Here is a 24,589-nt window from a genome sequence, read left to right as displayed (position 1 = left end):
CATCACTCCTTTAAGACAGCATCAATATACAGACTTGGATTTGCTAACGTCTCTGCTGCCTGAGAAATATACGGTAAAATGGCTTCTGTACCGATACCGTACACTGCTGAAAGTATAACCAGAATGATTGGAGAAATGAGCAACCATTTAACAGGTGCTTTTTCCTCGTTCGCATAGCTCCGGTCTTCTCCCCAAAAGCCGTTTATAAATATTTTCATGATCGAGAACAAAACGAGTAAGCTGGAGAGTAAAACAACTGCAGCACCGAAATAACTTTCTCCTTCGAATCCACCTTGGACAATCAGTACTTTTCCGATGAATCCACTTAAAGGTGGGATTCCAGCAAGCGCAAGCGCTGCAATAAAGAACGTCCAGCCAAGTCCAGGATAGCGCTTGATGAGACCGCTCATATTGCGAAGATTACTTGTTCCCGTAATCGCAATGACGATTCCTGCAAGTAGGAAAAGGCCTGCTTTAATAATCATGTCGTGAATTAAATAGTAGATTGAGCCCGTAAAGGCGTTGATGTTCATTACGGAAATTCCATATAAAATGACTCCTACTGCGACAACGATGTTATAGATAATGATTTTTTTAACATCCCAATAGGCAATGGCCCCAATCACGCCAATAATAATCGTTAAAATCGCTAATACCTGCAAGAGCTGATGCGTAAAGCCTACATCATGATAGAAAAATAATGTAAATGTTCTTGTGATTGAGTATACTCCTACTTTTGTTAACAATGCTCCGAACAATGCTAGAACAGGCGCTGGTGGCGCATAGTAAGAACCTGGCATCCAGAAATAAAGTGGGAAGATTGCTCCTTTTAATCCAAATACGATTAACAGAAGTACTGCAATCACGGATAATATAGCTGGTTGTCCAATTTCAGATACGCGAGCTGAGATATGAGCCATATTTAATGTTCCAACCATGGAATAAAGGTAGGCAACGGCAATAACAAACAAAGCAGATGAAATAATATTTACGAGCAAATATTTTATCGATTCTCTTAACTGAATTTTTGTTCCACCTAGAACTAATAGTACATAGGAAGACATGAGCATCACTTCAAAGAATACAAAGAGGTTGAAAATATCACCTGTTGAAAAGGCCCCGTTTACTCCTACAATTAAAAAGTTGAAAACGGGATAATAGTAATAGTTTTCTCGTTCTTTTCCGATCGACTTAAAGGAATAGATCAGACAAGTAAAAGCTATGATGCTCGTAGTCAAAACAAGTAAAGCTGAGAACATATCAGAAACAAGGCTAATTCCAAATGGAGCTTCCCAGCTAGCAATGTTAAGTGTTTGAATCCCATTTTTATGTACATTTTGAACCAATGCTACGGCAGCGAAGATCGTTACAATAGAGGAAAGGGCAGAAATCCATCTTTGCATCTTGATTTTCTTATGGAATAAAATTAAAACGGCTGCCGTTAACAATGGGATGAGTATCGGCAAGATGACTAAATTATTCATTTCCTTCGGTTCCTCTCATCTGTTCAATATTATCTGTACCTAGTTCTTTATATGCCCTATATGCTAGTACTAGGAAAAAGGCCGTAACCCCAAAGCTAATGACAATGGCTGTTAAGATGAGTGCTTGAGGTAGCGGGTCAGTGTAGTCTGCTGCATTTTCTCCTAAAAGAGGTGGTGCACCTCTTTTCAAACCACCCATCGTTAAAATTAATAAATGTGCTCCGTGGCTGAGTAGCCCCGTACCAACAATAATTCGCAATAAACTTTTTGAAAGCATTAAATAAGTGGCAATCATAAAGAGAATGCCTATAACAATCGACATTAGTATCTCCACTATTCATCCTCTCCTATCGTTTGAATAATGGTCATCGTAACTCCTACAACTACTAAATAAACACCTAAGTCAAAGAGTGTAGCAGTATGAAGCGATATATCCCCGAGTACTGGTAAAACAATATGCCCAAATGCATGAGTTAAAAACGGGACATTAAAAAATATCGCTCCTGCACTTGTTCCAATGGCAAATAATAAGCCTATTCCTGTCATGATTCGGTAATTAAACGGTAATATAATCGATACCGTTTTGATGTCGTAAGCGATGAGCATAAGCACGATCGCTCCTGCTGTCATTAAACCACCGATAAAACCTCCACCAGGGTAATAATGTCCTGCGAAAAAGATATACACAGAGAAGAGGATGATAATAAAGAGAACAAGTCGAATCATTGTTTCGAGAATAACATTATTATGGGTTCTCATTCCTCTTCCCTCCTTGCAAGTCGAAGTTTAATCATGCCAAAAATTCCTAACGCTGCTATCGCAAGAACAGCAATTTCAAATAAAGTATCAAATCCACGGAAGTCAACGAGAATAACGTTGACCATGTTTTTCCCAGCAGCTTTCTCGTACGTATTTTCAATATAGTATTGAGAAATCGAAGGGAAAAATTTATTACTATGTGCGGATAAAGCGATCAACGTAACCACAACGCCAACTCCGACGGATACGACAGCATTGGTCAGTTTAAAGCGAATACGCGTTTCTTCCCGACGCAGTTTTGGTAAGTGGTAGAAGCATACTAAAAATAAGGCAACTGATACGGTTTCGATGACTAATTGTGTTAAGGCAAGATCTGGTGCTCTAAATAGGACGTAAAAGAGCGAAACCGTGTAACCGACAGCTCCTAGTAAAATAATTTGTGACAATCTTGTTTTAGCAAATAAAATGCTGGCTGCCGCAATAACAATAAGTAGGGCAAGCAATACTTCGTAAATGCCAATGGCAGCAAGCTTGTTCGTATCGACTTTAAAGGCATTTTTGTAAAACAGAGATGTTGCCAAAATGACAATGAAGAATGTGAAAATATAGACTAAGTAAGAACGGATAGATCCATTCATATATGATTTTGTGAATTTATAGGAGCCTGTTTGTGCTCTTTCGACAGCGCCATCGTAAAAACGATTTAATGTCAATTTCTTAGGGAATAGGTCATATATTCTTCTCCATTTTGGAAGCGTTAAGTAGAGAAGAATTCCAACCGCTATTACTCCCAACGTCATAAATAGTTCAGGATTAAAACCATGCCATTGATAAATATGAACGATAAACTCGGTTCCCTCTGTTACTAAACTTGGAAGAATGGAAACAAGCGCTGGTGCAATAAGATTTTCTGATAACAGGGAATTTGGAAAAAAGAAAATGATGATCACTAATGAAACAAGAATAATCGGTGAAATGAGCATTCCTAATGGTGCTTCATGTGGCTTCTTGTCCAATTTCTCTGGTTGATATTTTCCTGTAAACGTTTTGAAAACAAGAATCATACTATAAATGAATGTGAACACACTTGCTATCCAAGCAAGGACTGGGAAAAGGATGGCAAATGTATCAAAACTAAAGAAATCCATTTCCAGCACACGAAGCATTCCTGTAAAGAACATTTCTTTACTTAAGAATCCGTTAAATGGTGGTAATCCGGCCATGGAAAATGCTCCGATCATTGCAAGTGTAAAGGTGATTGGCATAAAGTTAATTAATCCACCAAGTTTGCGAATATCTCTTGTCCCTGTTTCGTGGTCAACTATTCCGACAACCATAAACAAGCTTCCTTTAAAGGTTGCGTGGTTAATTAAATGGAAAATAGCAGCCGTTGTAGCAACAATATAAATATTATCGTCCAATCCATCGTAATGAAGGGAGGCTGCACCTACTCCAAGAAGGGACATGATTAATCCCAATTGACTGACGGTTGAAAAAGCAAGAATACTTTTTAAATCCGTTTGTTTAACAGCTGAGAAGGAACCCCAGAATAATGTGAATATCCCAAACCCAGCTACTAGCCATAACCACAACCCGTCAACAGCAAATACAGGTGTTAATCTTGCAACTAAATAAATTCCTGCTTTTACCATCGTTGCGGAGTGTAAGTAAGCACTTACCGGAGTCGGAGCTTCCATGGCATCTGGTAGCCAAATATGGAATGGGAATTGTGCAGATTTCGTAAAAGCCCCTAACAATACACAAATTAACGCAGGAATAAACAATGGGTGCGCTAAAATCACGTTTGATTGTGTAATGATTTCTGTAATACTAAAGCTACCTGTCATGAGGTATAACAAAATAATACCTCCGAGCATAGAAAGACCACCGAAAACTGTTATGAGCATTGATTTTTGTGCACCATAACGGGATTTTTCCCGATGATACCAATACCCGATTAATAAAAAGGATGAAAAACTTGTTAACTCCCAAAATGCATACATGACAATTAAATTGTCAGATAAAACGACTCCGAGCATTGCGCCCATAAAAAGCAATAAATAGACATAGAAGTTATGCAGCTTTTCTTTTTCTTTTGATAAATAATAAATAGAGTAGAGGACAACAAGTGCGCCAATCCCTGTTATAAGCAAGGCAAATAATAGTCCAAGCCCATCGACCTTGGCTGTGAAGTTGATCCCAAGTGATGGGATCCAATCCAAGGTTTTCATCACAACTTCTTTTTCTCTCGTGAGTGATATGAAGGAAAAGAAGTAAGCAAATAAAAGAATTGGAATTGGTAGAACAAACCATCCAGTATGTATCTGGCGGAAGCTTTTATAGAAAAAAGGAACCAATATAGCAAGAATTAATGGAGCAATAATGGCTAAATGCAATAATGACAAAACAAACCCCCCTCAATAAATCGTATCCACATGATAATGTTAAAATAATCTGTTTTAAATTTGGAAAATAAGGTAATACTCTATCCATGTTTCCCCATTTATGTCTGCAAAATTCTACTCTATTTTTACTTCAACATAAAAGAAGTGTATCGTTTCATTTTGGATACAGTGCCACTGAAAAAACAAAATGATTTCGTTTGCTTTTTAATGCACAAATAAAATTATACATGAAAACATGTAGCGGTGCATGTCTCAATAGCTTGTGGCTAAAGGATTATGCTTTTTATTATAAATAGGAAGAAATGCGTAAATTTGATATAAAATTTTTTTCATTTTCAAATGTTTTTATGGGAAAAATGCTTCTCTTCAACGAGAAAATAGTGCACAAAATATATTCATGAATCAATTTCAGAATGGTGCTCATCTAGTTAAAAAACGAACAAAGTGAATTCGTGAATGAAAACCGCTAAAAATGTTCGTTTTTTACTTTTCCTTCGTACATTGTGAATTCGACTCTCATGTATAAAAAATGTTTTTTTTTCGCACACTACTTAGTAGATGGGGGTGTGCTATGAAAAGGAAAATAATCGCATCCATTTCAATTTTTATCCTCTTATTTTCATTAGCATGGTTATGGGATCATCAAAATTCAAGAGAATTTTATGATCCAGAATTGGCAGATGGGGATGATGAAGTAGTGGAAATTATGCCGATTTCCAATCCATTCAGTATGCCGAGGAAATATGAAGTATTCAAAGCACGAGAATATGTTCGTATTGAAGAGTTATGAAAATTGAAACGAGAAAGCTCAGAGTTCATAAATCTCTGAGCTTTAGTTTTAATCCTTATTTTTTATCACGGTTGGTCGTTTTATATTTTTGACCTTTGTTATCGTAAGTGATCCATTCACCTACGGGTTCTCCCATCTCAAAATACCCTGAGCGTTTTATAGTTCCATCGGCACGATACCATTCCCAATAGCCCTCTGGCTGATCTCCAATCATTTTTCCCTTCGACCAAATCGTTTTTCCATTAGCGTGATACTTAATTGTATACCCATCAATCACTTCTAGTTTCTTTTCCTTAACAATATTTGTTTGGATCATGTCACAATTTTCGTTTTTCATGGCTTGCCTCCCATTATTTCACTCATTTCTCTATTGTACATGTTAAGATGACCGAAATCATAATAGTGACTTTAAAACGCAATTCTTTAGTTGAAGAAATGGCATGAATCGAACTATACTATAGAAGCAGTTCATTCTATCAGGCACTTTTGGAGAAATATAATGAAAAATACATATTTTACTAGCTATTTTCCACTATTAGCAATTCTTTTATTTAGTTTAGCTATCGCTATTCGAGTCGAATTGACCGTAATCGACTTATTAAAAAAAGCAGGAATATATGAGGGGATGAAGGAATTTTTTTCAGATGGTGGGATTCAATTAGCCCTGCTTGTTTTACTTCTTGTACTATTTTTTATGGTGTTTGCAGCCCTTAAGTTAATCGCAAATACGATTAATGAGCTTTCCCTCCTTTTTTTCTCAAAAGAATCAGACGGTGACAGTTTAAAACAAATACGGGCGGGTTCTACTATCTATTTTATAGGCGGAGCCCTATCACTTTTAAGTTTGTATAGCTTCCTCGGCATTGGAATCATTTTTGCAGGTACAACGATTGCCTACTTTATTTATTTTGTCTATAAAATCAGTTCCTCGATGTCCTTCATAGGTACGGTCGGAGTAATATTCTTTCAAGTAGTTGTTTGGTCCTCCATTTTGAGTGGGGTCATATATATTGCTTTGAAAGTATACAACAGCATAATGGCAAGCTTGCCAATTTAAGAACGAAGGATGCTCATCGGAAGTGGGCATTCTTTTTTTTGTACCTTCAAAAAGGTGTGACAAAAGTAACTGATGCACCTATTTATAATCGTTATAATTAAATAAAAAGTATAAAAAACATAAGGAAATCAGGTGATAGTATGCATGGAAAAGGACATCCACATGGAATGGGACAACACCCGCATATGGGGAAATCGATAGATTATAATGAAAATCCGTTTATTGCGATCTGGGAGGTTACAAGAGCTTGTCAGTTAAAATGTGTACATTGTCGTGCTGATGCACAAACGAAGCCGCATCCAAATGAGCTTTCCCATGAAGAAGGAATCAAGCTGATTGATCAGATTTATGAAATGAATAATCCGATGCTCGTATTTACGGGTGGAGATTGTATGATGCGAGAGGACCTTTTTGATCTAGCGGAATATGCAGTGAATAAGGGAATGCGCGTCTCTATGACTCCGAGTGCTACAGCAAATGTCACTAAGGAAAAAATGGAGAGAGCGAAAAATGTTGGCCTTTCAAGATGGGGATTCAGCTTAGATGGTCCAACTCCTGAAATCCATGACCATTTTAGAGGAACTCCAGGATCTTTTGACCTGACAATAGAGAAAATAAAATATTTAAATGAACTCAATATGCCGTTGCAAATCAATACCGTTATTTCTCGCTATAATTATGATCATCTTGAACAAATGGTGGACGTAGTGAAAGAACTTAAAGCCGTTATGTGGTATATTTTCCTTCTTGTTCCTACGGGAAGAGGGCAGGAGGATGCCTGTATTACCCCAGCTGAGCATGAGAAGGTATTTAGATGGCTTTATGAATTAAGTAAAACAGCACCTTTTGATATTAAAACAACGGCTGCTCAACATTATCGAAGAGTGGTCCTTCAACAAAAGGCAAGAGAGCATAAAATTGATGGAGCAAATATCCGCTATGAAGATACGATAACAACCGATCACGCTTCCATGATTGATGGATTAAAACGTGCACCTAAAGGGGTTAATGATGGAAATGGGTTCATCTTTATTTCCCATATTGGTGACGTACTTCCAAGTGGTCTCCTTCCGATTAAAGTTGGGAATGTTAGGGAGAAACCACTAAAGGAAATTTACCGTGAATCTCCAGTTCTGAAAGAGCTTCGTAATCCTGATTTATATAAAGGGAAATGCGGAGTTTGTGAGTATCGCTTTGTATGTGGAGGGTCACGTTCTAGAACGTATGCAGTAACGGGTGACTATTTAGAAAGTGAACCATATTGCGTGTACACACCTTTGGCAATGCGAGATCAAAAGAAGAAAGTAGAAGCATAATCAAAAAAAGAGGTTGTACCAATTGATCTTGGTCCAGCCTCTTTTTGTCGCTCCTATTGTATTCCTGAGACAATCTCTTTCCAAATGCGCTGATGTGGTGCCACTGCTTCCACATATTTAATATTGGCGGGAGTATCCTTTCCGATCCAGACACCTGCTGTAATCGAATCGGTTAGTCCAATAAACCAAAAATCATGATAATCATTCGTAGTCCCTGTTTTACCTCCAATATACGAACTTTGAAAATAAGCTTTTTTCCCTGTTCCAGACGTAACCACCTTATTTAAAGCAGTTCTCATTTTCGAAATAGTGGAGGGATTCCACACGTGAACAGCATTGTCATCCCATTGATAAAGGAGATTTCCATTCAAGTCTGTAACCTTACGAATGGCTCGGGCAGGTTGAAAAAATCCTTCATTTCCAAAAATAGTAAATGCGTTTGTCATCTCTAGTGAGGTCATCCCGTAAGAGAACCCACCAATCGCTGATGGCAAGCGCTGATCCTCTTCGGTCACCCTTTTAAATTGAAATTTATTTAAGTCATTAAAGGCATAGTCAAGTCCCGTTTTATTTAAAATGCGTACAGCTGGTGTATTGTAAGAGCGAGTGATCGCTTGTTCAAGCGTCACCATTCCATATGTCCCACCACCATAGTTTTGTGGACAATACTCATTTACACAGAAATGATCAGCACTTATTTTTTCCTCAAGCGAAGCATTTGTCTGATTGATATAAGGTCCGTAAACAAGTAATGGCTTAATCGCTGATCCAGGCTGACGGTAACCTTGATAAGCGCGATTAAAATCGTATTTTTGATAATTCTTTCCACCGATAAGAGCAATGATCTCATGTGTCTGATGATCAATGACTGTTACAGAACCCTCAATATCTTGATAAGGAAGATATTTCTTAACTGCATGAACGGCGCTTTTTTGTATAGTAGGATCTAATGCGGTTTCAATAATGACACCTGAAGCCAACACTTCTTGAACTCGGCGATTTAACTTGTTTGTCAGTTCTTCTTGTTGTGAAGGATTTGCATGCTCAATTTGATCGTGAAAGCCTTCAGCTTGTGAAATCATTTCTTTTAATTCAGTTTCTACATACGTGACATAATCAGGGTATAAGTCAGTTCTGCCTCGCAAATCAATGTCGATCGCTTCCGCTTTCATGGCGACCGCTTCCTCATTGGTGATGATCGACTCTTTTTTCATCAAATCTATTAATCTCTCTTGACGAGCTTTCGTTCGCTCAAAATGTTTTATCGGGTTGTAGAGTGAGGGATTGTTCGGAATAGCTGCTAAAAAGGCTTGTTCAGCAGGAGTTAATTCCGTAGCTTTCTTTTGAAAATAAGTGTTGGCAGCTGCCTCAATTCCATAAGCTCCATTTTGAAAGTAGATTGTATTTATATAAAGTTCTAATATCTCTTTCTTAGAAAAAGTTCGTTCAAGCTGATAGGCGTACAGTACTTCACTAAGTTTCCGATTGTAGGACTGCTCATAATTTAAATATAAGTTACGGGCCAACTGCTGTGTAATGGTACTAGCGCCTTCTTCAATCCCATTTGCTTGGATATTGACAGCTAGAGCTCTTCCTATTGCTGTTAAATCAAATCCAGGATGCTCATAGAAATGCTGATCCTCTGAAAGCACGAATAAATTTTTCGTGAAATCTGGAATGCTATCAAAGTCTATATAGATTCGGTTTAGCGGTTTATAGATATCTGAGATGATCTGTCCATGTTTATCATGAATAAAACTAGATTGATTGAGATTCTTTTGTTCGACATGTATTCGCTCATCTAAAAAGCTATGGAAGCTCTGAATTTGTCCCATTTCAGTGGAAGTGAGCATGACAAACATAATAAAAATAGGCAAGAATAAAATAATAAATAAATAGCCGGTGAGCATACGCCCCATGACAGACCCATTCCTTTTCCAAAGCTTTTAGTTATAACGTAAAGTTCCAAATTCTAGAACCTACATCATTATATGTGATCTATCGCCAATTCACAATCTAAGAAAGAATCGTAAGAAAGGAAAAGTTTTAGAAAAGTGTCTTCTTTTTACAGAAAAGTTAAAAAACTGCGTTTGAAAAATGATATAATAAAAAGATAATAGTTTGGGAAAGGGGGGAAAAGGAAGTGGAGGAGCATCAATATTTATTTATTGACTTTGAATTTACAATGCCTGAAAGAAGTCCAAGATACAAAGGGTTTTTTCCTGAGATTATTGAAGTAGGAATTGTTGCTGTTCGAAACAATCAAATATTTGAGCAATACTCATCCTATGTATTGCCAGAGCGTTTTCCTGTGTTATCACAACGCTGTAAATCATTTTTGAAGATTTCTCAAGAGCAGGTGAACTCAGGTATCCCGTTCGCAGAACTCATCAAGAAGTTCCAAGATATTACATCTGATTGTAAAAAGAGCACAGTTGTTACCTGGGGCAACATGGATATGAAGGTGTTACGCAATAATTGTCAAAAAGGGAGCTATCCATTTCCGATCAAAGGACAAGAAATTGATTTATCGATGGAATATAAACGTTTCTTCGGGGATCAAAATCAAACAGGATTATGGAAAGCGGTTCAGGAATACGGAAAAGAAGGCGTTGGAAAACATCATAGAGCGCTAGATGATGCCATGACGACTTATCATATCTTTAAATTAGTGGAGAAGGATAAAAAATACTTAAAGCAACATGAACCAACGACAATTGGGGATAGAGTAGATTTTTCAAAGCTCTTTAATAATTTAGCATAACAAGCCAAATCTATATGAATGATTTGGCTTATTATGATCTTGTCATCTTATTTAAAATAATCTTTTTCAAGGATTTCAATATTTTTCAAGCTTTTTTGTGCCCACACAGAATCTTCTGCTTGTAATTCTTGCTTCATCTTTGCTAATGCAGCTTGTAAAGAGGGCAAGTATTCAGGAATTTCTCCCTCATATGGTTTAACCATTTTTTTCGGCATATTTGCCTGTTCCCTGTAAGCAAGTGCACGCCTTTCATGAAATAAAGGTACATCGACTTCCTTCCCGGAATGGATATCTCCTTGCATCGGATGCTTCGCTACGGCCAATACTCTCACTAAATAATTTTCCCCACGGATGTCGGTGATTTCTCCAATATATTTGCCTGTCTTATAAAAAGCTGTCACAGAATCGCCTATTTTTAATTCGCTCATTTCCATGCTCCTTTCCAATTCTTCTAAAAATGATCTATCATAATTATGACGCAAATAAGTAAAAGCTACAACGTTTGAGGTAGAATGTAAAAAGATAGTATGAATGGATGGAGGGAATGGGTTTGAAAAAACAACATTATATGATCATTGCAGTCGTAGCAGTTATCTTATTTAGTACTTATTTTTATTTATTGAAAAGTGGACAAGAAACTGGAAAGCAAAAAAGTGAAGATTTAACCTTCCCACAGTTGACAACAGAAGTTCTGAATGGTGAACGCCTTGTTGAGATGGAAACGTCAATGGGGAATATTAAGATTAAATTATTCCCAGAACAAGCTCCTAAAGCAGTGGAGAATTTCATTACTCATAGTGAAAATGGCTATTATGAGGGTGTTGCTTTTCACCGTGTAATCAATGATTTTATGATCCAAGGCGGCGATCCAGTGGGAACGGGTGCTGGTGGAGAAAGTATTTATGGCGATTTTTTTGAAGATGAATTCTCGGATGAACTATATAACTTGCGTGGAGCCTTATCAATGGCTAATTTTGGAGCGAAAAACACGAATTCAAGTCAGTTTTTCATTGTCCAACGAAAAGTAATAGATGATAGTCAAGTAAAAGATATGGAAAAAAACAATTATCCGCAAGAAATCATTGAAGCATACAAAGCGAATGGGGGGACACCTTGGCTCGATAAGGTACATACCGTTTTTGGCCAAGTAGTTGAAGGAATGGATGTTGTTGATCAAATTGCAGCAGTCGAAGTGGATGGAAATGAGAAACCAGTTGAAGCTGTGCTAATAAATAAAATAACCGTTTTAGAATAGCGTTTTTTGTTAAGTTGAATTGATGGAGAGGTGGCTGTTAGGCTGATATAATAGTTTAATGGCAGGAATAGTTGGAAATGAAAAACAGAGAGGAAGATTTTTATGCTTCACTGGACGATTTTATCGCTCTTTTTATACTTCCCTGAGGATAAAACAGAGTACATCCCAGCGGCGATCACATCTGTTATTTTTGTCATCGGAGCGGTTTTAACGATGAAGTTTATTATGAAAAAATCGAAGCAAGATGAAGAAAAAACAAAAGCGCTTGAAGAAAAAATGCTTCAGTATGCACAAGAGGAAAAGAAAGAATGAAACAGGAGCCATAGAGGACTCCTGTTTTTTAGATCAGGTGAATGCTTTTTTTAAACGTTCTAATCCATCCATTAAGGTTTCACGGGTACATCCAATGTTCATGCGTACGAAACCTTCTCCCCCTGGACCGTATTTTGGTCCTGGCTCAAGAGCAAGCTTTCCTTTTTTGATGAGTTGTTCTTTGAGTTCTTCATCAGATAAACCAAGTTTGCGACAGTCCAGCCATAGTAAATAGGTGCCGTCCGGTTCCATGACAGAAAGTGTCGGCAGTTCCTTTTCAATAAAGTTTGTCGCAATTTCTACATTTTCCCTCAAATACATTAAAAGTTCCTCAAGCCATACTTCTCCATGTGTATAAGCAGCTTCCATACCGATAATCCCAAACGTATTTAAACTGAAAAACCCAAGCTTGTTTTGTATATTTTGAAAGAGATCACGTAGCTCTTTGTTTGCAATTATAACCGCAGAGGCTTGAAGACCCGCTAGATTAAACGTTTTACTCGGCGCAATGCAAGTGATTACATGATCTGTAAATTTCTCATCTAATGAAGCAATGGGAACGTGTTTATTCGGCTTATACATAAGGTCTGAATGAATCTCATCGGACAATATATAGCAATTGTATTGGATACAAAGCTCTGCCATCTTCGTAAGCTCGGTAGCGTTCCATGCGCGACCACTTGGATTATGAGGATTGCACAAGATAAAGAGCTTTACCCCTTCCTTTAGCTTCTCCTCAAAATCTTCAAAATCAATTTCATAGCGATTATCTTTCAATATTAGAGGTGAATTGACGACGACACGTTCATTCTTTTCAATCATATTGAAAAAAGGAGTATAGACAGGTGATTGAAGCATGACCTTATCGCCAGGTGCTGTCAAGGCTTGAATCGCAATGCCGATGGAAGGAACAACACCGGGGCTATAGAGAAGCCAAGACGGGTGGATCTCCCAGTTGTGCCGTTTATTTACCCAAGACTGTACAGCTTGAGATACATGGTCGGGAACGTATGTATATCCATAAATTCCATGGTCTAACCTGTTTTTTAGAGCATTTGTGACCTCTTGAGGTGGTTGAAAATCCATATCAGCTACCCACATTGGTAACACATCATTGGTCCCGAAAATTGCGTGATTTAATCCCCATTTTACAGAAGCTGTATGTTGGCGATCAATTTTTTTATGAAAATCATATATTCCCATTGTTGCACCCCATTTCATAAATTAAAGTTCTTATTACTTATGATAGAATATATTGCGAAAAATATAAACTAAAGTGATTGTTTAGATGATTTACTAAAACTTTCGCATCTCGAGAAATGTAACGTGTCAACTCATATTTCAAGACCGACTTCTGCAAATGTAGCCATTTGCTTCATCATATGACAAGCTGCATCTACAATCGGAAATACTATAGCGGCACCTGATCCTTCGCCAAGACACATATTCATATAGAGCACCGGTTCAATTCCTAGCATCTCACTAGCCTTCTTTCCACCAGGCTCAGCACTAGCATGCGATGTGATTATATACTCTTTTGCTTTAGGTTCAATCGAAATAGCAAGTAAGGCAGCTACAGTAGAAATATATCCATCGACCACAACAGGAACTCGATTTGCGGCTGCACCTAACATCACCCCAGCCATGCCGCCAATTTCTAGACCGCCCACCTTCGCTAGTACATCGATCGCATCATCCTTATTTGGTTCATTGATTGCAATTGCTTTCTTAATCACGTTAATCTTATGTTCGATTCCTCTACTCCCTACTCCTGCTCCTTTCCCAGTAATTTCTTTCGGATCAATATTTCCTAGAACAGACAAAATAGCTGTACTTGGAGTGGTGTTCCCGATTCCCATTTCTCCTGTCCCGAGTATTTGCGCTCCTTTTCTTATTTCCTCATTTGCCATCTCGATCCCTACTTCTAACGATTGAATAGCTTCTTCTCTTGTCATCGCAGGGCCCTTGGCCATATTATCTGTCCCATTTTTAATTTTCCTGTTCGTCACTTGGGCATCGCTTGGAATGTCCCCTTTTACTCCAATATTTACAGTAACGATCTTTGCAGCAGACGATTTTCCTAAGGCACCAACCCCTGTTACTCCTTTTTGAATGTGCATGGTTTGTGCAAAGGTAACCTCTTGAGGATTACTAGAAATATCTTCTTCATAAACACCATGGTCAGCCGCCATCACGACAATGGTTTTTTGAGTGAGGCCTGGATATAGCGTGCCGGTTATCCCTGCGAGTTGTACAGCTAAATCCTCTAGTTTGCCAAGACTGTTTGGCGGCTTAATAAGATTGTCCACCCTTTGTCTTGCCTTCTCCATCATTTCTTGATTCAATCCCTCAATTTGTAGAAGCGTTTTCTCTAATAAATTCATCTTTTTCTCTCCTCCTTAAAAAAATAAAAAGCCCATAGTTTACTTGCAATAGCAAATAAACTACAGACTTTTCCATCATCTATAACTTTAAAGTAAATAGGCAGGTCTCCTGGCTGTGGTTCATCATTTCATAGGCCTTCCCAAACAAAAGTCCAGTGGCTTTCTCTATGAAACTACCCATTACAGTGGTGGGACCGCTGAAGTTTTTCACTTCATTCCCTATTCTCCCCGAAGGGCACCTAATTACTTTTATAAACTTTTTGACAATTTTATCTTATAATAGATAATGTTGACAGGTCAACTCAAAAAATGGACTCTTGAAGGAAATGGGGAATTAACAATGACAATGAATAAATTCTTCTCTCCTCATTATCTGCTTATTTTGGTAGGAGAAAGTTGAGTTATGAAAAAATCATTAGTTAGGTGATATATATGGAAATAATGGAGACAAACGTAAAGCTCGTACAGACATTAAAAAATGGGATCCCTTCAGCCTGGGTGAAGAGGCATATGATCCGGAGATTGCCGATTCGATTGCCGCCGTTCATTACTTGGTAGAAGAAGGGAAGTTGGCTGGGAAAATTCAAGAGATTTATGAATTTTCCTTTGAAGAACTCATTCCGTTAGAAAAATGTCAGCAAATCGCTCGAGAACTTCTCGCAATTAAAAATGAGGGAAGTTGCTCGATTTAAAAACAGCTCCGAGTAGCTGTTTTTAGTTTGAAATAAATTCTTTGATATGTAAAAAAACATCTTCTGGTCTTTCCTCTGGAACTAAGTGACCGGTTTCTTCGAAAACGATTAGTTTTGACTGTTTCAAATCTTTGTGTAGTCGTTTGCCGATTTGTAAAGGAACGACTTTATCATGTGCGCCCCATATTAATAAACAAGGGCTTTCGATTTGTTGAAGCACTTGTGCTGGTAAATCTCCTTCACGATGACGAATCAATCGGGTAAGCCCTTTAAAAATATCATCCTCTAAGAAAGGTCTCATATATCCGTGAAACATCTCTTCATCAATTAAAGATTGATTGTAGACGACGTTTTGCAGGTTTTTCAATACACCAGAACGAGCTAAATGTCTTTTGACGATTAAATGAAAGAATGGGAGATAGCTCGCTAGGATTAAAGATTGTTTTGAGCGTTCTAAATAACCTGAACTACAAAGTAATACGACTTTCTGAACGAGGTCTGGTCGTAAGTGGGCCATGTTCAAAGATATTTGTCCACCCATTGAATGTCCAACAACTATGAATTGTTCTAATCCAAGCTTTTTCGTGAGTTCAATGATCGAATTTGCCATATTCTCATAGGAATATATATATTCTGTTGATTTTCCGCTATTGCCAAAAGGCGGGAGGTCAACTGAAATGATATTATATTCTTCTTTTAATAACGGGATCAGTCGGCGGAAACTAAAAGTTGATGACAAAAAACCATGTATTAAAACGAGTGTTAATGGAGATTTTTCATTTTTATAGTATTCATAGTAGAGGTCATTTCCACTAATTTGTTGATGACCTTTGTAATGAGGGGTTTCCATGGAAATTTCTCCTCCGTTTGTTTATTTCGTGTGTGACTCATTTCGTGTGAAAACTCGGTTTCACACGCCTTTTTCGCTTTAGGCTGAAAGGTTGCCCCAACAGCATGAAACGCATTGAGAAAGCGAGCTTTCTCCTGCGTTTCATGCTGTTGGGGCTAAAATGAGTCAAAAATCTTAGGGTGTGCGAGTCCGTAGGTTTGGTTTTTTGAGTGAAATTGACGCTTTTTGGGTTGAGTCAAAATTGATCAAGTTATGGATATTTTGCTATAATTTAGTTATTTTATGACAGGTGTATTTGATTTTTTTATTTTTATTTTGAATACGGTTGCCATAGTTTGTATTTGATATTGAAGGTGGGTCTTGGATGAAGTTAACGGATAAAGAGTTGGAGATTGTTGAGATTCTTGAAAAGGATGCACGGACTGTGGTTGATGATATTGCCAAAATGGTAAATATTAGTGTAAAGGAGACGGAGGAATTAATCAAGAAATTAGAGGAGAATAATGTCATTGTTCAGTATTCTTCGATTGTTGATTGGTCAAAAATTTCTGGTCATGAAGGGGTTACTGCGATGATCGATGTTAAGGTGACACCGAAACGTGGGGTGGGCTTTGATGAGATTGCTGAAAGAATTTATCGTTTTAAAGAGGTTAAGGCCCTTTATTTAATGTCTGGTGCATATGATTTATCGGTTATTGTGGAAGGGAAGTCCATGAATGAAGTGGCGAATTTCGTGTCACAGAAGTTGTCTACATTAGATTCTGTTATTTCTACTACTACTCATTTTATTTTGAAGAAATATAAGCATGATGGGACGATTTTTGAACAAGGTGACGATGACAAACGAATTGTGGTGTCCCCTTGATGAGTCAAACAAAAACTTATTTATCAAGAGCTGTGGAAGAGTTGAAACCTTCTGGAATTCGTCGTTTTTTTGATCTTGCGGCTGGGATGGAAGGGGTTATTTCCCTTGGGGTAGGGGAACCAGATTTTGTTACTTCATGGTCAGTGAGAGAAGCGGCAATTTTGTCTCTTGAACAAGGCTATACGTCCTATACCGCCAATGCAGGTCTGATGGAATTAAGGGAAGAGATTGCTTTGTACATGGAGAAAGGTTTTGAGTTAACGTATTCTCCAAGTAGAGAAATTATTGTAACTGTAGGAGCCAGTCAGGCATTAGATATTGCTTTAAGAGCGATTATTGATCCAGGTGACGAGGTAATTGTGATTGAGCCCAGCTTTGTGTCTTATGTGCCTCTTGTTAATTTAGCAGGTGGAAAAGGAATTACGGTTCAAACGAAAAAGGAAAATGATTTTAAAGTTACACCAGCTGAGTTGGAGCAAGTTATTACCGAGCGAACGAAGGCTATCATTCTTTGCTCACCGAATAATCCAACTGGTACGATGCTAGGTCAACAAGATTTCGAAGCGATTGCTGAGGTAGTCAAGAAGCATGATTTGGTTATTATCTCAGACGAAATCTACGCAGAACTTTCCTATGACGAGAAATTTGTTAGTTTTGCGGCCATTGAAGAGATGAGAGAGCGAACGATTTTGATTTCTGGTTTTTCCAAGGGATTTGCGATGACGGGTTGGCGCTTAGGTTTTGTCTGTGCCCCAAAGGAATTGACGGAAGCAATGCTGAAAATTCATCAATACGCAATGATGTGCGCACCAACGATGGCCCAATTCGCAGCGGTTGAAGCGTTGCGGAATGGACATGAGGATGTCAATGAGATGAGGAAAAGCTATCGTCGGAGAAGGAATTATTTTGTGCAATCATTAAATGAAATCGGTCTTGAATGTCATGTTCCAGGTGGAGCATTCTATGCGTTTCCATCTATAAAACGGACAGGATTAACTTCAGAACAGTTTGCAGAGAGGTTGTTAATTGAAGAAAAAGTCGCAGTCGTACCAGGAAATGTATTTGGTGAAAGTGGTGAAGGTCATATTCGCTGCTCTTATGCATCTTCAATGGAGCAATTGCAGGAGTCGATTAAGAGAATGAAGAGTTTTATCATAAGACAATCGTAAAATTTATTTGAGATGCTAAGCGCAAGTTAGCATCTCTTTATTTTTGTCCAGGAATATACAAATTCCCTCGACTTAATGTTAGTACAAACAGGATCGGTATGAAAAAATAACAGGAAAAATTCCGCTTAATAAGCAAGCATCATGAAAAAGAGCCGAAATAACAGGAGAAATTCCTGCTATTCCCTCAAAAAATGCCAAAATAAACGATTTTGCTCTCCATAAGCGGAAAATCTTCCGTTATTTTCCCTATATGGGAGCCAATCGAAGCGATAACAGGAAAAATTCCGCTTAAGGGCAAGAGCTGGTTGGATCGAACGAGACAAACCGAAGCTTCCATTGTAATAACAGGGCTTTATTCTCCTATCTATGACTAAACAATGTTTGCGTATAAAAAGAGCCTTACATAATAAAAAGCGAGGGATCCTCGCTATAAAAGCAAACGCTTTCGTTTTTACATTTGCTCAAACATGGTTTCGTTGATTTGGTTATAGCTTTGTAGAAGTTCTGTTGCTGGTACATCCAGCACAGTGGAGATTTTTAGAAGTGTTTCTTTTGTAGGGATGTGCTGTCCAGATTCATATTTTTCAATTCTAGTCGTACCAACACGTATTTTAACTGCGAGCTCTTCTTGGGACATATTGGCCCTTTCCCGGTAAAGCTTGATGTTATCGCCGATGGAAGCCATATTCTCACCATCCTTTCCCATGACACTTTTATCTACTTATAGTGTAACACGTCAATGGTTGTACCAACGGTAGCGTTCTTGAATATTTTTTTACATTTCAAGCTACCAGAAAAACTGGTAGCTTGAAAGAATTTAGAAGATCCCTATCGAATTTAAAAAGACAAAGATAATCCCAACCGGGGCAATATAACGAATGGCAAAGTACCAAATATCAAAGAGGACACCTAAACCATTTGTTCCAAGCTTGAGTTCTTCTTTAACGGCTTGTCTAGGTAAACGATAGCCGATAAATAAGGAGATAAACAATGCGCCGAGCGGTAAGCTAATATTACTGACCAGAAAATCGGCAAAATCGAAAATATTTTTATTAAAAATACTAATCTCAGCTAAACTTCCGAAAGACAGGGCACTTGGTACACCGACAATAAAGATGAGAACCCCAGCCAGCCAAGTTGCTTTCTTTCTTTTTCCAGCATCTTGTTTAACGCTCGCAGCGACAACAATTTCTAAAATGGAAAAGGCTGATGTTAGTGTTGCAAACAACAGTAAAATGAGGAAAATCGTTAAAAAGAATCCACCAAAGGCAATTTCATTAAAGACAGCTGGAAGAACGACAAAAACAAGTCCTGGCCCTTCTCCAGGTTCGAATCCTAGAGCAAATACCGCTGGAAAAATCACAAGGCCTGCTAATAGAGAAATGAAAATATTTAAACCGACAACAGAAAAGGCAGACTTCATAATATTCTCTGACTTTGCTAAATAGGAGGCATAGGTGACCATTACCGATATCCCTACACTTAAAGCAAAGAAGGATTGACCTAAGGCTAGAAGAAAGGTTTCCCCCGTAACACTGCTGAAATCAGGCTTTAATAAAAAAGAGACCCCTTCTAACGCTCCATCTAAAGTCATGGAACGGATGGCAAGAATAATGAAAAGAATAAATAATGCAGGCATCATATATTTATTCGCCTTTTCAATTCCTTTTTGAATCCCACCTTGAACGACCCAAATCGTTATTAAAAGAAAGATAATTTGGGCAAGGATGACCTCTGTCGTATTTCCGATTGTATGGTTAAAGAGGTTGACATATTCAGTTGGAGCTAGTCCGGAAAAAGCCCCCGTTATACTTCTCCATAAATACGATAAGATCCATCCACCGACAACACTATAAAAGGATAATAAAATAATTGAAGCGACGACCCCTAAATAGCCAAGTAGTTGCCATGGAGAACGAGGAGCGAGCATTCGATAGGCACTAACTGCATCTTTTTGTGCATTCCGACCGATGACGAACTCTGCAATCAGGATAGGAGCTCCAATTAATACGGTAAAAGCGATGAAAATAAGGAAAAAGACAGCTCCCCCATTGGTTCCTGCTACATAAGGGAATTTCCAAATTGCCCCGAGTCCAATTGCGGATCCAGCGGCAGCTAAAATAAATCCAAGCTTTGATGTCCATTGATCTTGTTTGTGCATGATAAAAAAATCTCCTTCAATCGATTGATATTTTTACATGTTACTATGAATTGTCGAAAAAAGGTAGTTTAAAAAAACGAATTTCATGGATATAATGTGATTTTTTGAATTTTAACGAATTTTTAATCAGTCATCGTCATCGAAATGAAAGAAGTTAAAGTTAACTTAAAGAATACTTAAAGTTGCAAAAAAGTACTTGTTATCTTTCCTATAAAGATGCTATAGTTCTTTATATGGAACATATTCGTTATAAAGAACCAACAAAATACGTTTTTATAGAGACTAAAATAAATATGTAACTTTCATATTCACTTTTTGTTCTTAATAAAGAATTTAACTTTTTTTGGCGATGTCTTCTTGCCAATATCAATGAAGGCACTCGGTCATACTGTGGGTTGCGTGGAAAACCTTAGATGCTAGTCGTCGAAAGTGTGATGTGAGGGGGGGTTAGATGCCCATTTAATCATTAAAATTTTTAACTGTAAAGTTTTGAATAAAGTGGAAATTATGACACCTAATGACATTCGGAGCGAGTTTGTCATTAGTAAGAAATCCCCACAAATTCATATCGGCATTGATAGGAGAATATGTTGAACAAAAGACGTTATAGTTAAGGATTTTAAATGGCAATAGCCAATTTTGCTAAAAGTATCTTAACATTTATTTTTCATACAGGAGGTGTTGACAGATAAAAAGGGTCAATATCGAAATAGTAGTTTTATGAAAAGATAGGTTTTCAATTTAAGTCGACAAAGCTAGATGAAGTTCATGAAGTCTTACATTGAATTTGATTCATATTGATGATGTTACTAGTATCTAGTTCGGCATTAAAAAGGGGTTACCTTTCAATGATCGGAAAAAATATTGCAGTAATTAGGAAGCAAAGAGGTTATACACTCACTCAATTATCCGAGCTATCCAATATTTCAAAGTCTTATTTAAGTAATATTGAGCGCAACATTAACAAAAATCCCTCACTTGAAGTTATCCAAAAAATTGCTAGCGTCTTAGATGTTGATTTAATTACTTTACTGAGAACCGGATCAGATTTGGATAGATATTTAAATGTTGATAACGAATGGGTAGAGATCCTTAAAGAATTAAAGGAATTAGGAATAGGCAAGGAACAACTCCGTGAATATAAAACATTGCTTGAATTTATTAAATGGAGAAATCAACAATCCAATTAAATATGTATCGTACTTTTTAAAAGACAATGCTTGTTGTCGAAGAGTGTCAATATTATAGCGCGTTCGTAGTGGAGGTTTATATGGAAGAATCACTTAGTATTAAGGATATCTTAAGGATATTAATTTATCGCTGGAAGTTTCTGCTTACCATTATAATCCTTGCAGCAGTTGTTAGTGGAGCTGTTTCATATTTCGTTTTAACACCGGTCTATCAAGCATCAACTCAAATATTGGTCAATCAGAAAAATTCGGAAAACAATCTCGACATTGGTCAGCAACAAAGCAATATCAGTCTAATTAATACGTATAGTGTCATCATTAAAAGCCCCGCAATATTAGAAAAAGTAATTGATAATTTAAATCTTTCAACGACTATAGAGGAACTTAATCAAAATATTTCGGTTGTCAGTCAAGATAATTCTCAAGTCTTTTCATTAATTATTGAACATAGTAATCCCGATACGGCCATTGCCATAGCCAATTCTATTACTCATACATTTCAGCAGGAAATAAAAGGGATTATGAATGTAGATAACGTAAGTGTTTTAGCGAAAGCGGAACGTAGTAATAATCAAGTTCCTGTTAAGCCTAAACCATTGTTGATTATTGGAATTGGAGTCGTGATTAGCTTACTACTAGGCATTGCTTGGGTGTTATTTATGGAATATTTAGATAACACGATTAAAGATAGTCATGATGTTCATATGTTTTTAGAATTACCTGTACTTGGATCGATTGAAGAAATCTCGAAACTAAAAGCAAAAGAAAGAATCAAGATAGAAGAAATTGGGGTTGAGTCGTTTGGGTCGTAAGAAAAGAAATAAAAATCAAATCGAACTGGTTGCATATAATTATCCGAGAATATCTGTTTCAGAGCATTTTCGTCTAATTCGAACAAATATTTTATACTCTGCTGTTAATGATAAAGAAATTAAATCAATTGTCGTAACATCTCCTGAAAAAGGTGATGGGAAATCGACAACCGCTGCAAATCTTGCCATTGTGCTGGCACAACAGGGAAAAAAAGTATTACTCGTTGATTCAAATTTAAGAACCCCTTCTCTTCATTTGGCCTTTAATATGATAAATAATAGGGGACTTACAAGCGTGCTTAAAAAAACGCTTTATTTAGATGAAGCGATCACAAAATCTTATATTCCTAATCTGGATGTGTTGACCAGTGGACCGATTCCATTGAATCCATCAGAGTTATTAAATTCAGATGCAATGGAAGTCATCATGAAAGAAATTTATGCGGACTATCATTATATTGTTTTCGATACTCCTCCAGCATTATCCGTGACAGATGCTCAAATTTTAGCGAATAAATGTGATGGAGTGGTTCTAGTGATTACTAGCCGAAAGACTCAAAAAAGCACGGCTTTAGAAGCAAAAGAATTATTAGAAAAAGCACGTTCAAGGTTTCTAGGAGTCGTAATTAACCGAATACAGAGAAAAAAACCAAAGTTAGTGAAACGTATTAATTAAAGGTGACGCTACTAGGAAAAGAAATTAAGAAGAGGGTTGAGGGAGATATGAAAAAGATTAGAAAAGCGATTATTCCAGCTGCTGGACTTGGAACGCGATTTTTGCCCGTAACAAAGGCAATGCCGAAAGAAATGCTTCCAATTGTTGATAAGCCAACGATTCAATATATTGTCGAAGAGGCCATTGCCTCTGGAATTGAGGATATTATTATTGTTACAGGAAAAGGAAAACGAGCAATAGAAGATCATTTTGATAATGCATTTGAACTTGAAAATAATTTAATGGAAAAAAATAAATATGAATTATTAGAACAGGTTCAAGCCCCATCGAAAGTAGACATTCACTATATTAGGCAAAAGGAACCAAAAGGGCTAGGGCATGCCATATGGTGTGCACGTAAGTTTATTGGCAATGAGCCATTTGCAGTGTTATTAGGAGATGACATCGTACAGGCTGAAATCCCATGTTTAAAACAATTAATGAACGAGTATGAAAAAACGCTTTCTTCTGTTATTGGGGTTCAAACTGTACCAGAGCATGAGACACATCGTTATGGCATTATTGAACCAAGTAAGCAATTAGGAAATCGTTATGCCGTACGTCATTTTGTTGAAAAACCTTCCGTTGGAACAGCACCATCCAATTTAGCGATTATCGGTCGATATATTCTGACCCCAGAGATATTTTTATTTCTAGAAAAACAAGAAATTGGAGCTGGCGGAGAAATCCAGTTGACTGATGCGATTCAAAAGCTTAATGAAATTCAACGTGTATTTGCTTATGAATTTGAAGGAAAACGATATGATGTTGGAGAAAAAATAGGATTTATCTTAACGATGCTAGAATTTGCACTGCAAAGAGAAGAATTAAAAGACGAAATTTTAGAATATATAGTAGACAAAGTTGCTTTGGAAAAGTCTCAAAAGGGGGTAAATTGATTGGAGTCGCAAATAAATCGTGAGCTTGCTAAGGAAGAAATAGCTGGAAGGAACTATATAATTGACGTTACAGCGATTAAAGACGATGACAAACTATTTCATTTTACCAAAAGAATCATTGATATTGTGGGAGCGCTAATAGGAATATTAGTGCTTTTATTTTTGGTCATCTTTTTCTATCCAGTGTATCAAAGGGGGGAGAACAAGGGACCGATGTTTTATAAGCAAGAGCGAGTTGGAAAATACGGAAAGAAATTTGAGGTATACAAATTTCGTTCAATGATTATAGGGGCGGACGAAAAATTGAAAGAAAACAAAGTTCTGTATCAAAAATATGTTAAAAATAATTACAAATTAGAGCAGGAGCAAGATCCAAGAGTAACGAAATTCGGGAGATTTATTAGAAAAACAAGTCTGGATGAATTTCCCCAATTTATGAATGTGTTAAAAGGCGAAATGAGTCTTGTGGGCCCGAGACCTGTAGTAGATGCTGAATTGAAGGAATATAAAGATAAGGTGGATGCTTTTTTGTCTGTAAAACCGGGGATTACAGGATATTGGCAATCTAACGGAAGGAGCGCTATCGGTTATCCAGAGCGTGTGAATATTGAACTTTACTATGTTTTCAACAAGTCATTGTTATTAGATATAAAAATACTATTTTTTACTATTTTTCAGGTTGTTAGTCGAAAGGGAGCCTATTAAATAGA

At 37.2% G+C, this 24,589-nt stretch carries 27 protein-coding genes and 1 riboswitch; of the genes, 15 read left to right on the top strand and 12 right to left on the bottom strand.

What is annotated here, in order from left to right:
* Nucleotides 1–2: 2 nt before the first annotated feature.
* The 4 genes from BMSHG_RS19405 to BMSHG_RS19390 are packed head-to-tail and all read right to left on the bottom strand — an operon-like array spanning nt 3 to nt 4,648.
* Complete coding sequence (locus BMSHG_RS19405) at nt 3–1,484, bottom strand: Na+/H+ antiporter subunit D (protein WP_019156134.1); 1,482 nt, start codon at nt 1,482–1,484, stop codon at nt 3–5.
* Nucleotides 1,477–1,818, bottom strand: a complete 342-nt coding sequence (locus BMSHG_RS19400) for a Na(+)/H(+) antiporter subunit C (protein ID WP_019156133.1) — start codon at nt 1,816–1,818, stop codon at nt 1,477–1,479. The genes BMSHG_RS19405 and BMSHG_RS19400 overlap by 8 nt, the downstream gene beginning before the upstream one ends.
* Nucleotides 1,818–2,243: a Na(+)/H(+) antiporter subunit B gene (locus BMSHG_RS19395; protein ID WP_019156132.1), complete on the bottom strand. Its 426-nt coding sequence runs from the start codon at nt 2,241–2,243 to the stop codon at nt 1,818–1,820. Before BMSHG_RS19395 ends, BMSHG_RS19400 begins: the two co-directional genes overlap by 1 nt.
* On the bottom strand, nt 2,240–4,648 hold the full coding sequence (locus tag BMSHG_RS19390) for a Na+/H+ antiporter subunit A (protein ID WP_019156131.1): 2,409 nt from the start codon (nt 4,646–4,648) through the stop codon (nt 2,240–2,242). The genes BMSHG_RS19395 and BMSHG_RS19390 overlap by 4 nt, the downstream gene beginning before the upstream one ends.
* Nucleotides 4,649–5,219: 571 nt before the next feature.
* Between BMSHG_RS19390 and BMSHG_RS19385 the strand changes: the two genes are divergently transcribed.
* Nucleotides 5,220–5,438: a hypothetical protein gene (locus BMSHG_RS19385; protein WP_019156130.1), complete on the top strand. Its 219-nt coding sequence runs from the start codon at nt 5,220–5,222 to the stop codon at nt 5,436–5,438.
* Between the two features lie 55 nt (nt 5,439–5,493).
* Here the strand turns inward: BMSHG_RS19385 and BMSHG_RS19380 are convergent, their stop codons facing one another.
* The gene (locus tag BMSHG_RS19380) at nt 5,494–5,775 is read right to left on the bottom strand and encodes a toxin-antitoxin system YwqK family antitoxin (protein WP_019156129.1); all 282 of its coding nucleotides are present in this window, start codon (nt 5,773–5,775) and stop codon (nt 5,494–5,496) included.
* 162 nt (nt 5,776–5,937) lie between these two features.
* Between BMSHG_RS19380 and BMSHG_RS19375 the strand changes: the two genes are divergently transcribed.
* Together BMSHG_RS19375 and BMSHG_RS19370 are read left to right on the top strand one after the other, a co-directional pair.
* Nucleotides 5,938–6,495 carry a DUF5366 family protein gene (locus BMSHG_RS19375; RefSeq protein ID WP_019156128.1) on the top strand — a complete coding sequence of 186 codons (558 nt, stop codon included), beginning with the start codon at nt 5,938–5,940 and terminating at the stop codon, nt 6,493–6,495.
* 140 nt (nt 6,496–6,635) lie between these two features.
* Nucleotides 6,636–7,811 carry a TIGR04053 family radical SAM/SPASM domain-containing protein gene (locus tag BMSHG_RS19370; protein ID WP_019156127.1) on the top strand — a complete coding sequence of 392 codons (1,176 nt, stop codon included), beginning with the start codon at nt 6,636–6,638 and terminating at the stop codon, nt 7,809–7,811.
* A gap of 53 nt (nt 7,812–7,864) precedes the next feature.
* Here the strand turns inward: BMSHG_RS19370 and BMSHG_RS19365 are convergent, their stop codons facing one another.
* Nucleotides 7,865–9,730, bottom strand: coding sequence for a transglycosylase domain-containing protein (locus tag BMSHG_RS19365; protein ID WP_019156126.1), 1,866 nt, complete (start codon nt 9,728–9,730; stop codon nt 7,865–7,867).
* Between the two features lie 224 nt (nt 9,731–9,954).
* On the opposite strand from BMSHG_RS19365, the gene kapD reads away from it, so the two are divergent.
* Entirely contained in the window at nt 9,955–10,575 is a 621-nt protein-coding gene (kapD, locus tag BMSHG_RS19360; protein WP_019156125.1) for a 3'-5' exonuclease KapD, read from the top strand.
* Nucleotides 10,576–10,622: 47 nt separating this feature from the next.
* On the opposite strand, the gene BMSHG_RS19355 is transcribed toward kapD, so the two are convergent.
* Complete coding sequence (locus tag BMSHG_RS19355; protein WP_019156124.1) at nt 10,623–11,003, bottom strand: kinase-associated lipoprotein B; 381 nt, start codon at nt 11,001–11,003, stop codon at nt 10,623–10,625.
* A 122-nt stretch (nt 11,004–11,125) separates the two neighbouring features.
* Here BMSHG_RS19355 and BMSHG_RS19350 point away from each other — a divergent pair, with 122 nt between their 5' ends.
* Nucleotides 11,126–11,830, top strand: a complete 705-nt coding sequence (locus BMSHG_RS19350) for a peptidylprolyl isomerase (protein ID WP_019156123.1) — start codon at nt 11,126–11,128, stop codon at nt 11,828–11,830.
* Nucleotides 11,831–11,932: 102 nt separating this feature from the next.
* Nucleotides 11,933–12,142, top strand: a complete 210-nt coding sequence (locus BMSHG_RS19345) for a hypothetical protein (RefSeq protein WP_019156122.1) — start codon at nt 11,933–11,935, stop codon at nt 12,140–12,142.
* Nucleotides 12,143–12,175: 33 nt separating this feature from the next.
* Here BMSHG_RS19345 and BMSHG_RS19340 read toward each other — a convergent pair whose 3' ends face one another.
* Both BMSHG_RS19340 and cobT read right to left on the bottom strand, forming a co-directional pair.
* A complete protein-coding gene (locus BMSHG_RS19340; protein WP_019156121.1) occupies nt 12,176–13,345 on the bottom strand; it encodes a MalY/PatB family protein in 1,170 nt (389 codons plus the stop codon).
* A gap of 131 nt (nt 13,346–13,476) precedes the next feature.
* Complete coding sequence (gene cobT, locus BMSHG_RS19335) at nt 13,477–14,526, bottom strand: nicotinate-nucleotide--dimethylbenzimidazole phosphoribosyltransferase (protein WP_019156120.1); 1,050 nt, start codon at nt 14,524–14,526, stop codon at nt 13,477–13,479.
* An 82-nt stretch (nt 14,527–14,608) separates the two neighbouring features.
* Nucleotides 14,609–14,784, bottom strand: a riboswitch (cobalamin riboswitch).
* A 174-nt stretch (nt 14,785–14,958) separates the two neighbouring features.
* On the opposite strand from cobT, the gene BMSHG_RS29325 reads away from it, so the two are divergent.
* A complete protein-coding gene (locus tag BMSHG_RS29325; RefSeq protein WP_262362300.1) occupies nt 14,959–15,084 on the top strand; it encodes a hypothetical protein in 126 nt (41 codons plus the stop codon).
* The gene (locus tag BMSHG_RS29160) at nt 15,048–15,218 is read left to right on the top strand and encodes a DUF1871 family protein (protein WP_235776427.1); all 171 of its coding nucleotides are present in this window, start codon (nt 15,048–15,050) and stop codon (nt 15,216–15,218) included. Before BMSHG_RS29325 ends, BMSHG_RS29160 begins: the two co-directional genes overlap by 37 nt.
* A 22-nt stretch (nt 15,219–15,240) precedes the next feature.
* On the opposite strand, the gene BMSHG_RS19325 is transcribed toward BMSHG_RS29160, so the two are convergent.
* Nucleotides 15,241–16,068: an alpha/beta fold hydrolase gene (locus BMSHG_RS19325; protein ID WP_019156118.1), complete on the bottom strand. Its 828-nt coding sequence runs from the start codon at nt 16,066–16,068 to the stop codon at nt 15,241–15,243.
* 364 nt (nt 16,069–16,432) lie between these two features.
* Here BMSHG_RS19325 and BMSHG_RS19320 point away from each other — a divergent pair, with 364 nt between their 5' ends.
* The gene (locus tag BMSHG_RS19320; RefSeq protein WP_019156117.1) at nt 16,433–16,933 is read left to right on the top strand and encodes an Lrp/AsnC family transcriptional regulator; all 501 of its coding nucleotides are present in this window, start codon (nt 16,433–16,435) and stop codon (nt 16,931–16,933) included.
* A complete protein-coding gene (locus tag BMSHG_RS19315) occupies nt 16,933–18,102 on the top strand; it encodes an aminotransferase (protein WP_019156116.1) in 1,170 nt (389 codons plus the stop codon). Before BMSHG_RS19320 ends, BMSHG_RS19315 begins: the two co-directional genes overlap by 1 nt.
* 451 nt (nt 18,103–18,553) lie before the next feature.
* On the opposite strand, the gene BMSHG_RS26580 is transcribed toward BMSHG_RS19315, so the two are convergent.
* Together BMSHG_RS26580 and BMSHG_RS19300 are read right to left on the bottom strand one after the other, a co-directional pair.
* Entirely contained in the window at nt 18,554–18,787 is a 234-nt protein-coding gene (locus BMSHG_RS26580) for a helix-turn-helix domain-containing protein (protein WP_019156114.1), read from the bottom strand.
* 132 nt (nt 18,788–18,919) lie between these two features.
* The gene (locus BMSHG_RS19300) at nt 18,920–20,263 is read right to left on the bottom strand and encodes a sodium-dependent transporter (RefSeq protein ID WP_019156113.1); all 1,344 of its coding nucleotides are present in this window, start codon (nt 20,261–20,263) and stop codon (nt 18,920–18,922) included.
* A gap of 848 nt (nt 20,264–21,111) precedes the next feature.
* On the opposite strand from BMSHG_RS19300, the gene BMSHG_RS19295 reads away from it, so the two are divergent.
* The 5 genes from BMSHG_RS19295 to BMSHG_RS19275 all read left to right on the top strand — a co-directional run bounded on the left by BMSHG_RS19295 (nt 21,112) and on the right by BMSHG_RS19275 (nt 24,584).
* Complete coding sequence (locus tag BMSHG_RS19295) at nt 21,112–21,453, top strand: XRE family transcriptional regulator (protein WP_019156112.1); 342 nt, start codon at nt 21,112–21,114, stop codon at nt 21,451–21,453.
* An 80-nt stretch (nt 21,454–21,533) separates the two neighbouring features.
* Entirely contained in the window at nt 21,534–22,265 is a 732-nt protein-coding gene (locus BMSHG_RS19290) for a YveK family protein (protein ID WP_019156111.1), read from the top strand.
* Nucleotides 22,255–22,941, top strand: a complete 687-nt coding sequence (locus BMSHG_RS19285) for a CpsD/CapB family tyrosine-protein kinase (RefSeq protein WP_019156110.1) — start codon at nt 22,255–22,257, stop codon at nt 22,939–22,941. The genes BMSHG_RS19290 and BMSHG_RS19285 overlap by 11 nt, the downstream gene beginning before the upstream one ends.
* A 47-nt stretch (nt 22,942–22,988) precedes the next feature.
* A complete protein-coding gene (gene galU / locus BMSHG_RS19280) occupies nt 22,989–23,879 on the top strand; it encodes a UTP--glucose-1-phosphate uridylyltransferase GalU (RefSeq protein ID WP_019156109.1) in 891 nt (296 codons plus the stop codon).
* 57 nt (nt 23,880–23,936) lie between these two features.
* Nucleotides 23,937–24,584, top strand: a complete 648-nt coding sequence (locus BMSHG_RS19275) for a sugar transferase (protein WP_026073542.1) — start codon at nt 23,937–23,939, stop codon at nt 24,582–24,584.
* Nucleotides 24,585–24,589 lie beyond the last annotated feature (5 nt).

It is taken from the genome of Robertmurraya massiliosenegalensis JC6 (assembly GCF_000311725.1).
Lineage (GTDB): Bacteria > Bacillota > Bacilli > Bacillales > Cytobacillaceae > Robertmurraya > Robertmurraya massiliosenegalensis.
The sequence above is the reverse complement of the archived record's forward strand: the minus strand, read 5'-3'. Positions and strand labels throughout refer to the sequence as shown.

What these genes read in the sequence shown, in the direction of transcription:
- BMSHG_RS19405 (WP_019156134.1), bottom strand. Translation starts at nt 1,484, where the DNA reads ATGAATAATTTAGTCATCTTGCCGATACTCATCCCATTGTTAACGGCA.
- BMSHG_RS19395 (WP_019156132.1), bottom strand. Translation starts at nt 2,243, where the DNA reads ATGAGAACCCATAATAATGTTATTCTCGAAACAATGATTCGACTTGTT.
- BMSHG_RS19385 (WP_019156130.1), top strand. Translation starts at nt 5,220, where the DNA reads ATGAAAAGGAAAATAATCGCATCCATTTCAATTTTTATCCTCTTATTT.
- BMSHG_RS19380 (WP_019156129.1), bottom strand. Translation starts at nt 5,775, where the DNA reads ATGAAAAACGAAAATTGTGACATGATCCAAACAAATATTGTTAAGGAA.
- BMSHG_RS19375 (WP_019156128.1), top strand. Translation starts at nt 5,938, where the DNA reads ATGAAAAATACATATTTTACTAGCTATTTTCCACTATTAGCAATTCTT.
- BMSHG_RS19370 (WP_019156127.1), top strand. Translation starts at nt 6,636, where the DNA reads ATGCATGGAAAAGGACATCCACATGGAATGGGACAACACCCGCATATG.
- BMSHG_RS19365 (WP_019156126.1), bottom strand. Translation starts at nt 9,730, where the DNA reads ATGGGGCGTATGCTCACCGGCTATTTATTTATTATTTTATTCTTGCCT.
- BMSHG_RS19355 (WP_019156124.1), bottom strand. Translation starts at nt 11,003, where the DNA reads ATGAGCGAATTAAAAATAGGCGATTCTGTGACAGCTTTTTATAAGACA.
- BMSHG_RS19345 (WP_019156122.1), top strand. Translation starts at nt 11,933, where the DNA reads ATGCTTCACTGGACGATTTTATCGCTCTTTTTATACTTCCCTGAGGAT.
- BMSHG_RS19340 (WP_019156121.1), bottom strand. Translation starts at nt 13,345, where the DNA reads ATGGGAATATATGATTTTCATAAAAAAATTGATCGCCAACATACAGCT.
- cobT (WP_019156120.1), bottom strand. Translation starts at nt 14,526, where the DNA reads ATGAATTTATTAGAGAAAACGCTTCTACAAATTGAGGGATTGAATCAA.
- BMSHG_RS29325 (WP_262362300.1), top strand. Translation starts at nt 14,959, where the DNA reads ATGGAAATAATGGAGACAAACGTAAAGCTCGTACAGACATTAAAAAAT.
- BMSHG_RS19325 (WP_019156118.1), bottom strand. Translation starts at nt 16,068, where the DNA reads ATGGAAACCCCTCATTACAAAGGTCATCAACAAATTAGTGGAAATGAC.
- BMSHG_RS19320 (WP_019156117.1), top strand. Translation starts at nt 16,433, where the DNA reads ATGAAGTTAACGGATAAAGAGTTGGAGATTGTTGAGATTCTTGAAAAG.
- BMSHG_RS19315 (WP_019156116.1), top strand. Translation starts at nt 16,933, where the DNA reads ATGAGTCAAACAAAAACTTATTTATCAAGAGCTGTGGAAGAGTTGAAA.
- BMSHG_RS26580 (WP_019156114.1), bottom strand. Translation starts at nt 18,787, where the DNA reads ATGGCTTCCATCGGCGATAACATCAAGCTTTACCGGGAAAGGGCCAAT.
- BMSHG_RS19300 (WP_019156113.1), bottom strand. Translation starts at nt 20,263, where the DNA reads ATGCACAAACAAGATCAATGGACATCAAAGCTTGGATTTATTTTAGCT.
- BMSHG_RS19295 (WP_019156112.1), top strand. Translation starts at nt 21,112, where the DNA reads ATGATCGGAAAAAATATTGCAGTAATTAGGAAGCAAAGAGGTTATACA.
- BMSHG_RS19290 (WP_019156111.1), top strand. Translation starts at nt 21,534, where the DNA reads ATGGAAGAATCACTTAGTATTAAGGATATCTTAAGGATATTAATTTAT.
- galU (WP_019156109.1), top strand. Translation starts at nt 22,989, where the DNA reads ATGAAAAAGATTAGAAAAGCGATTATTCCAGCTGCTGGACTTGGAACG.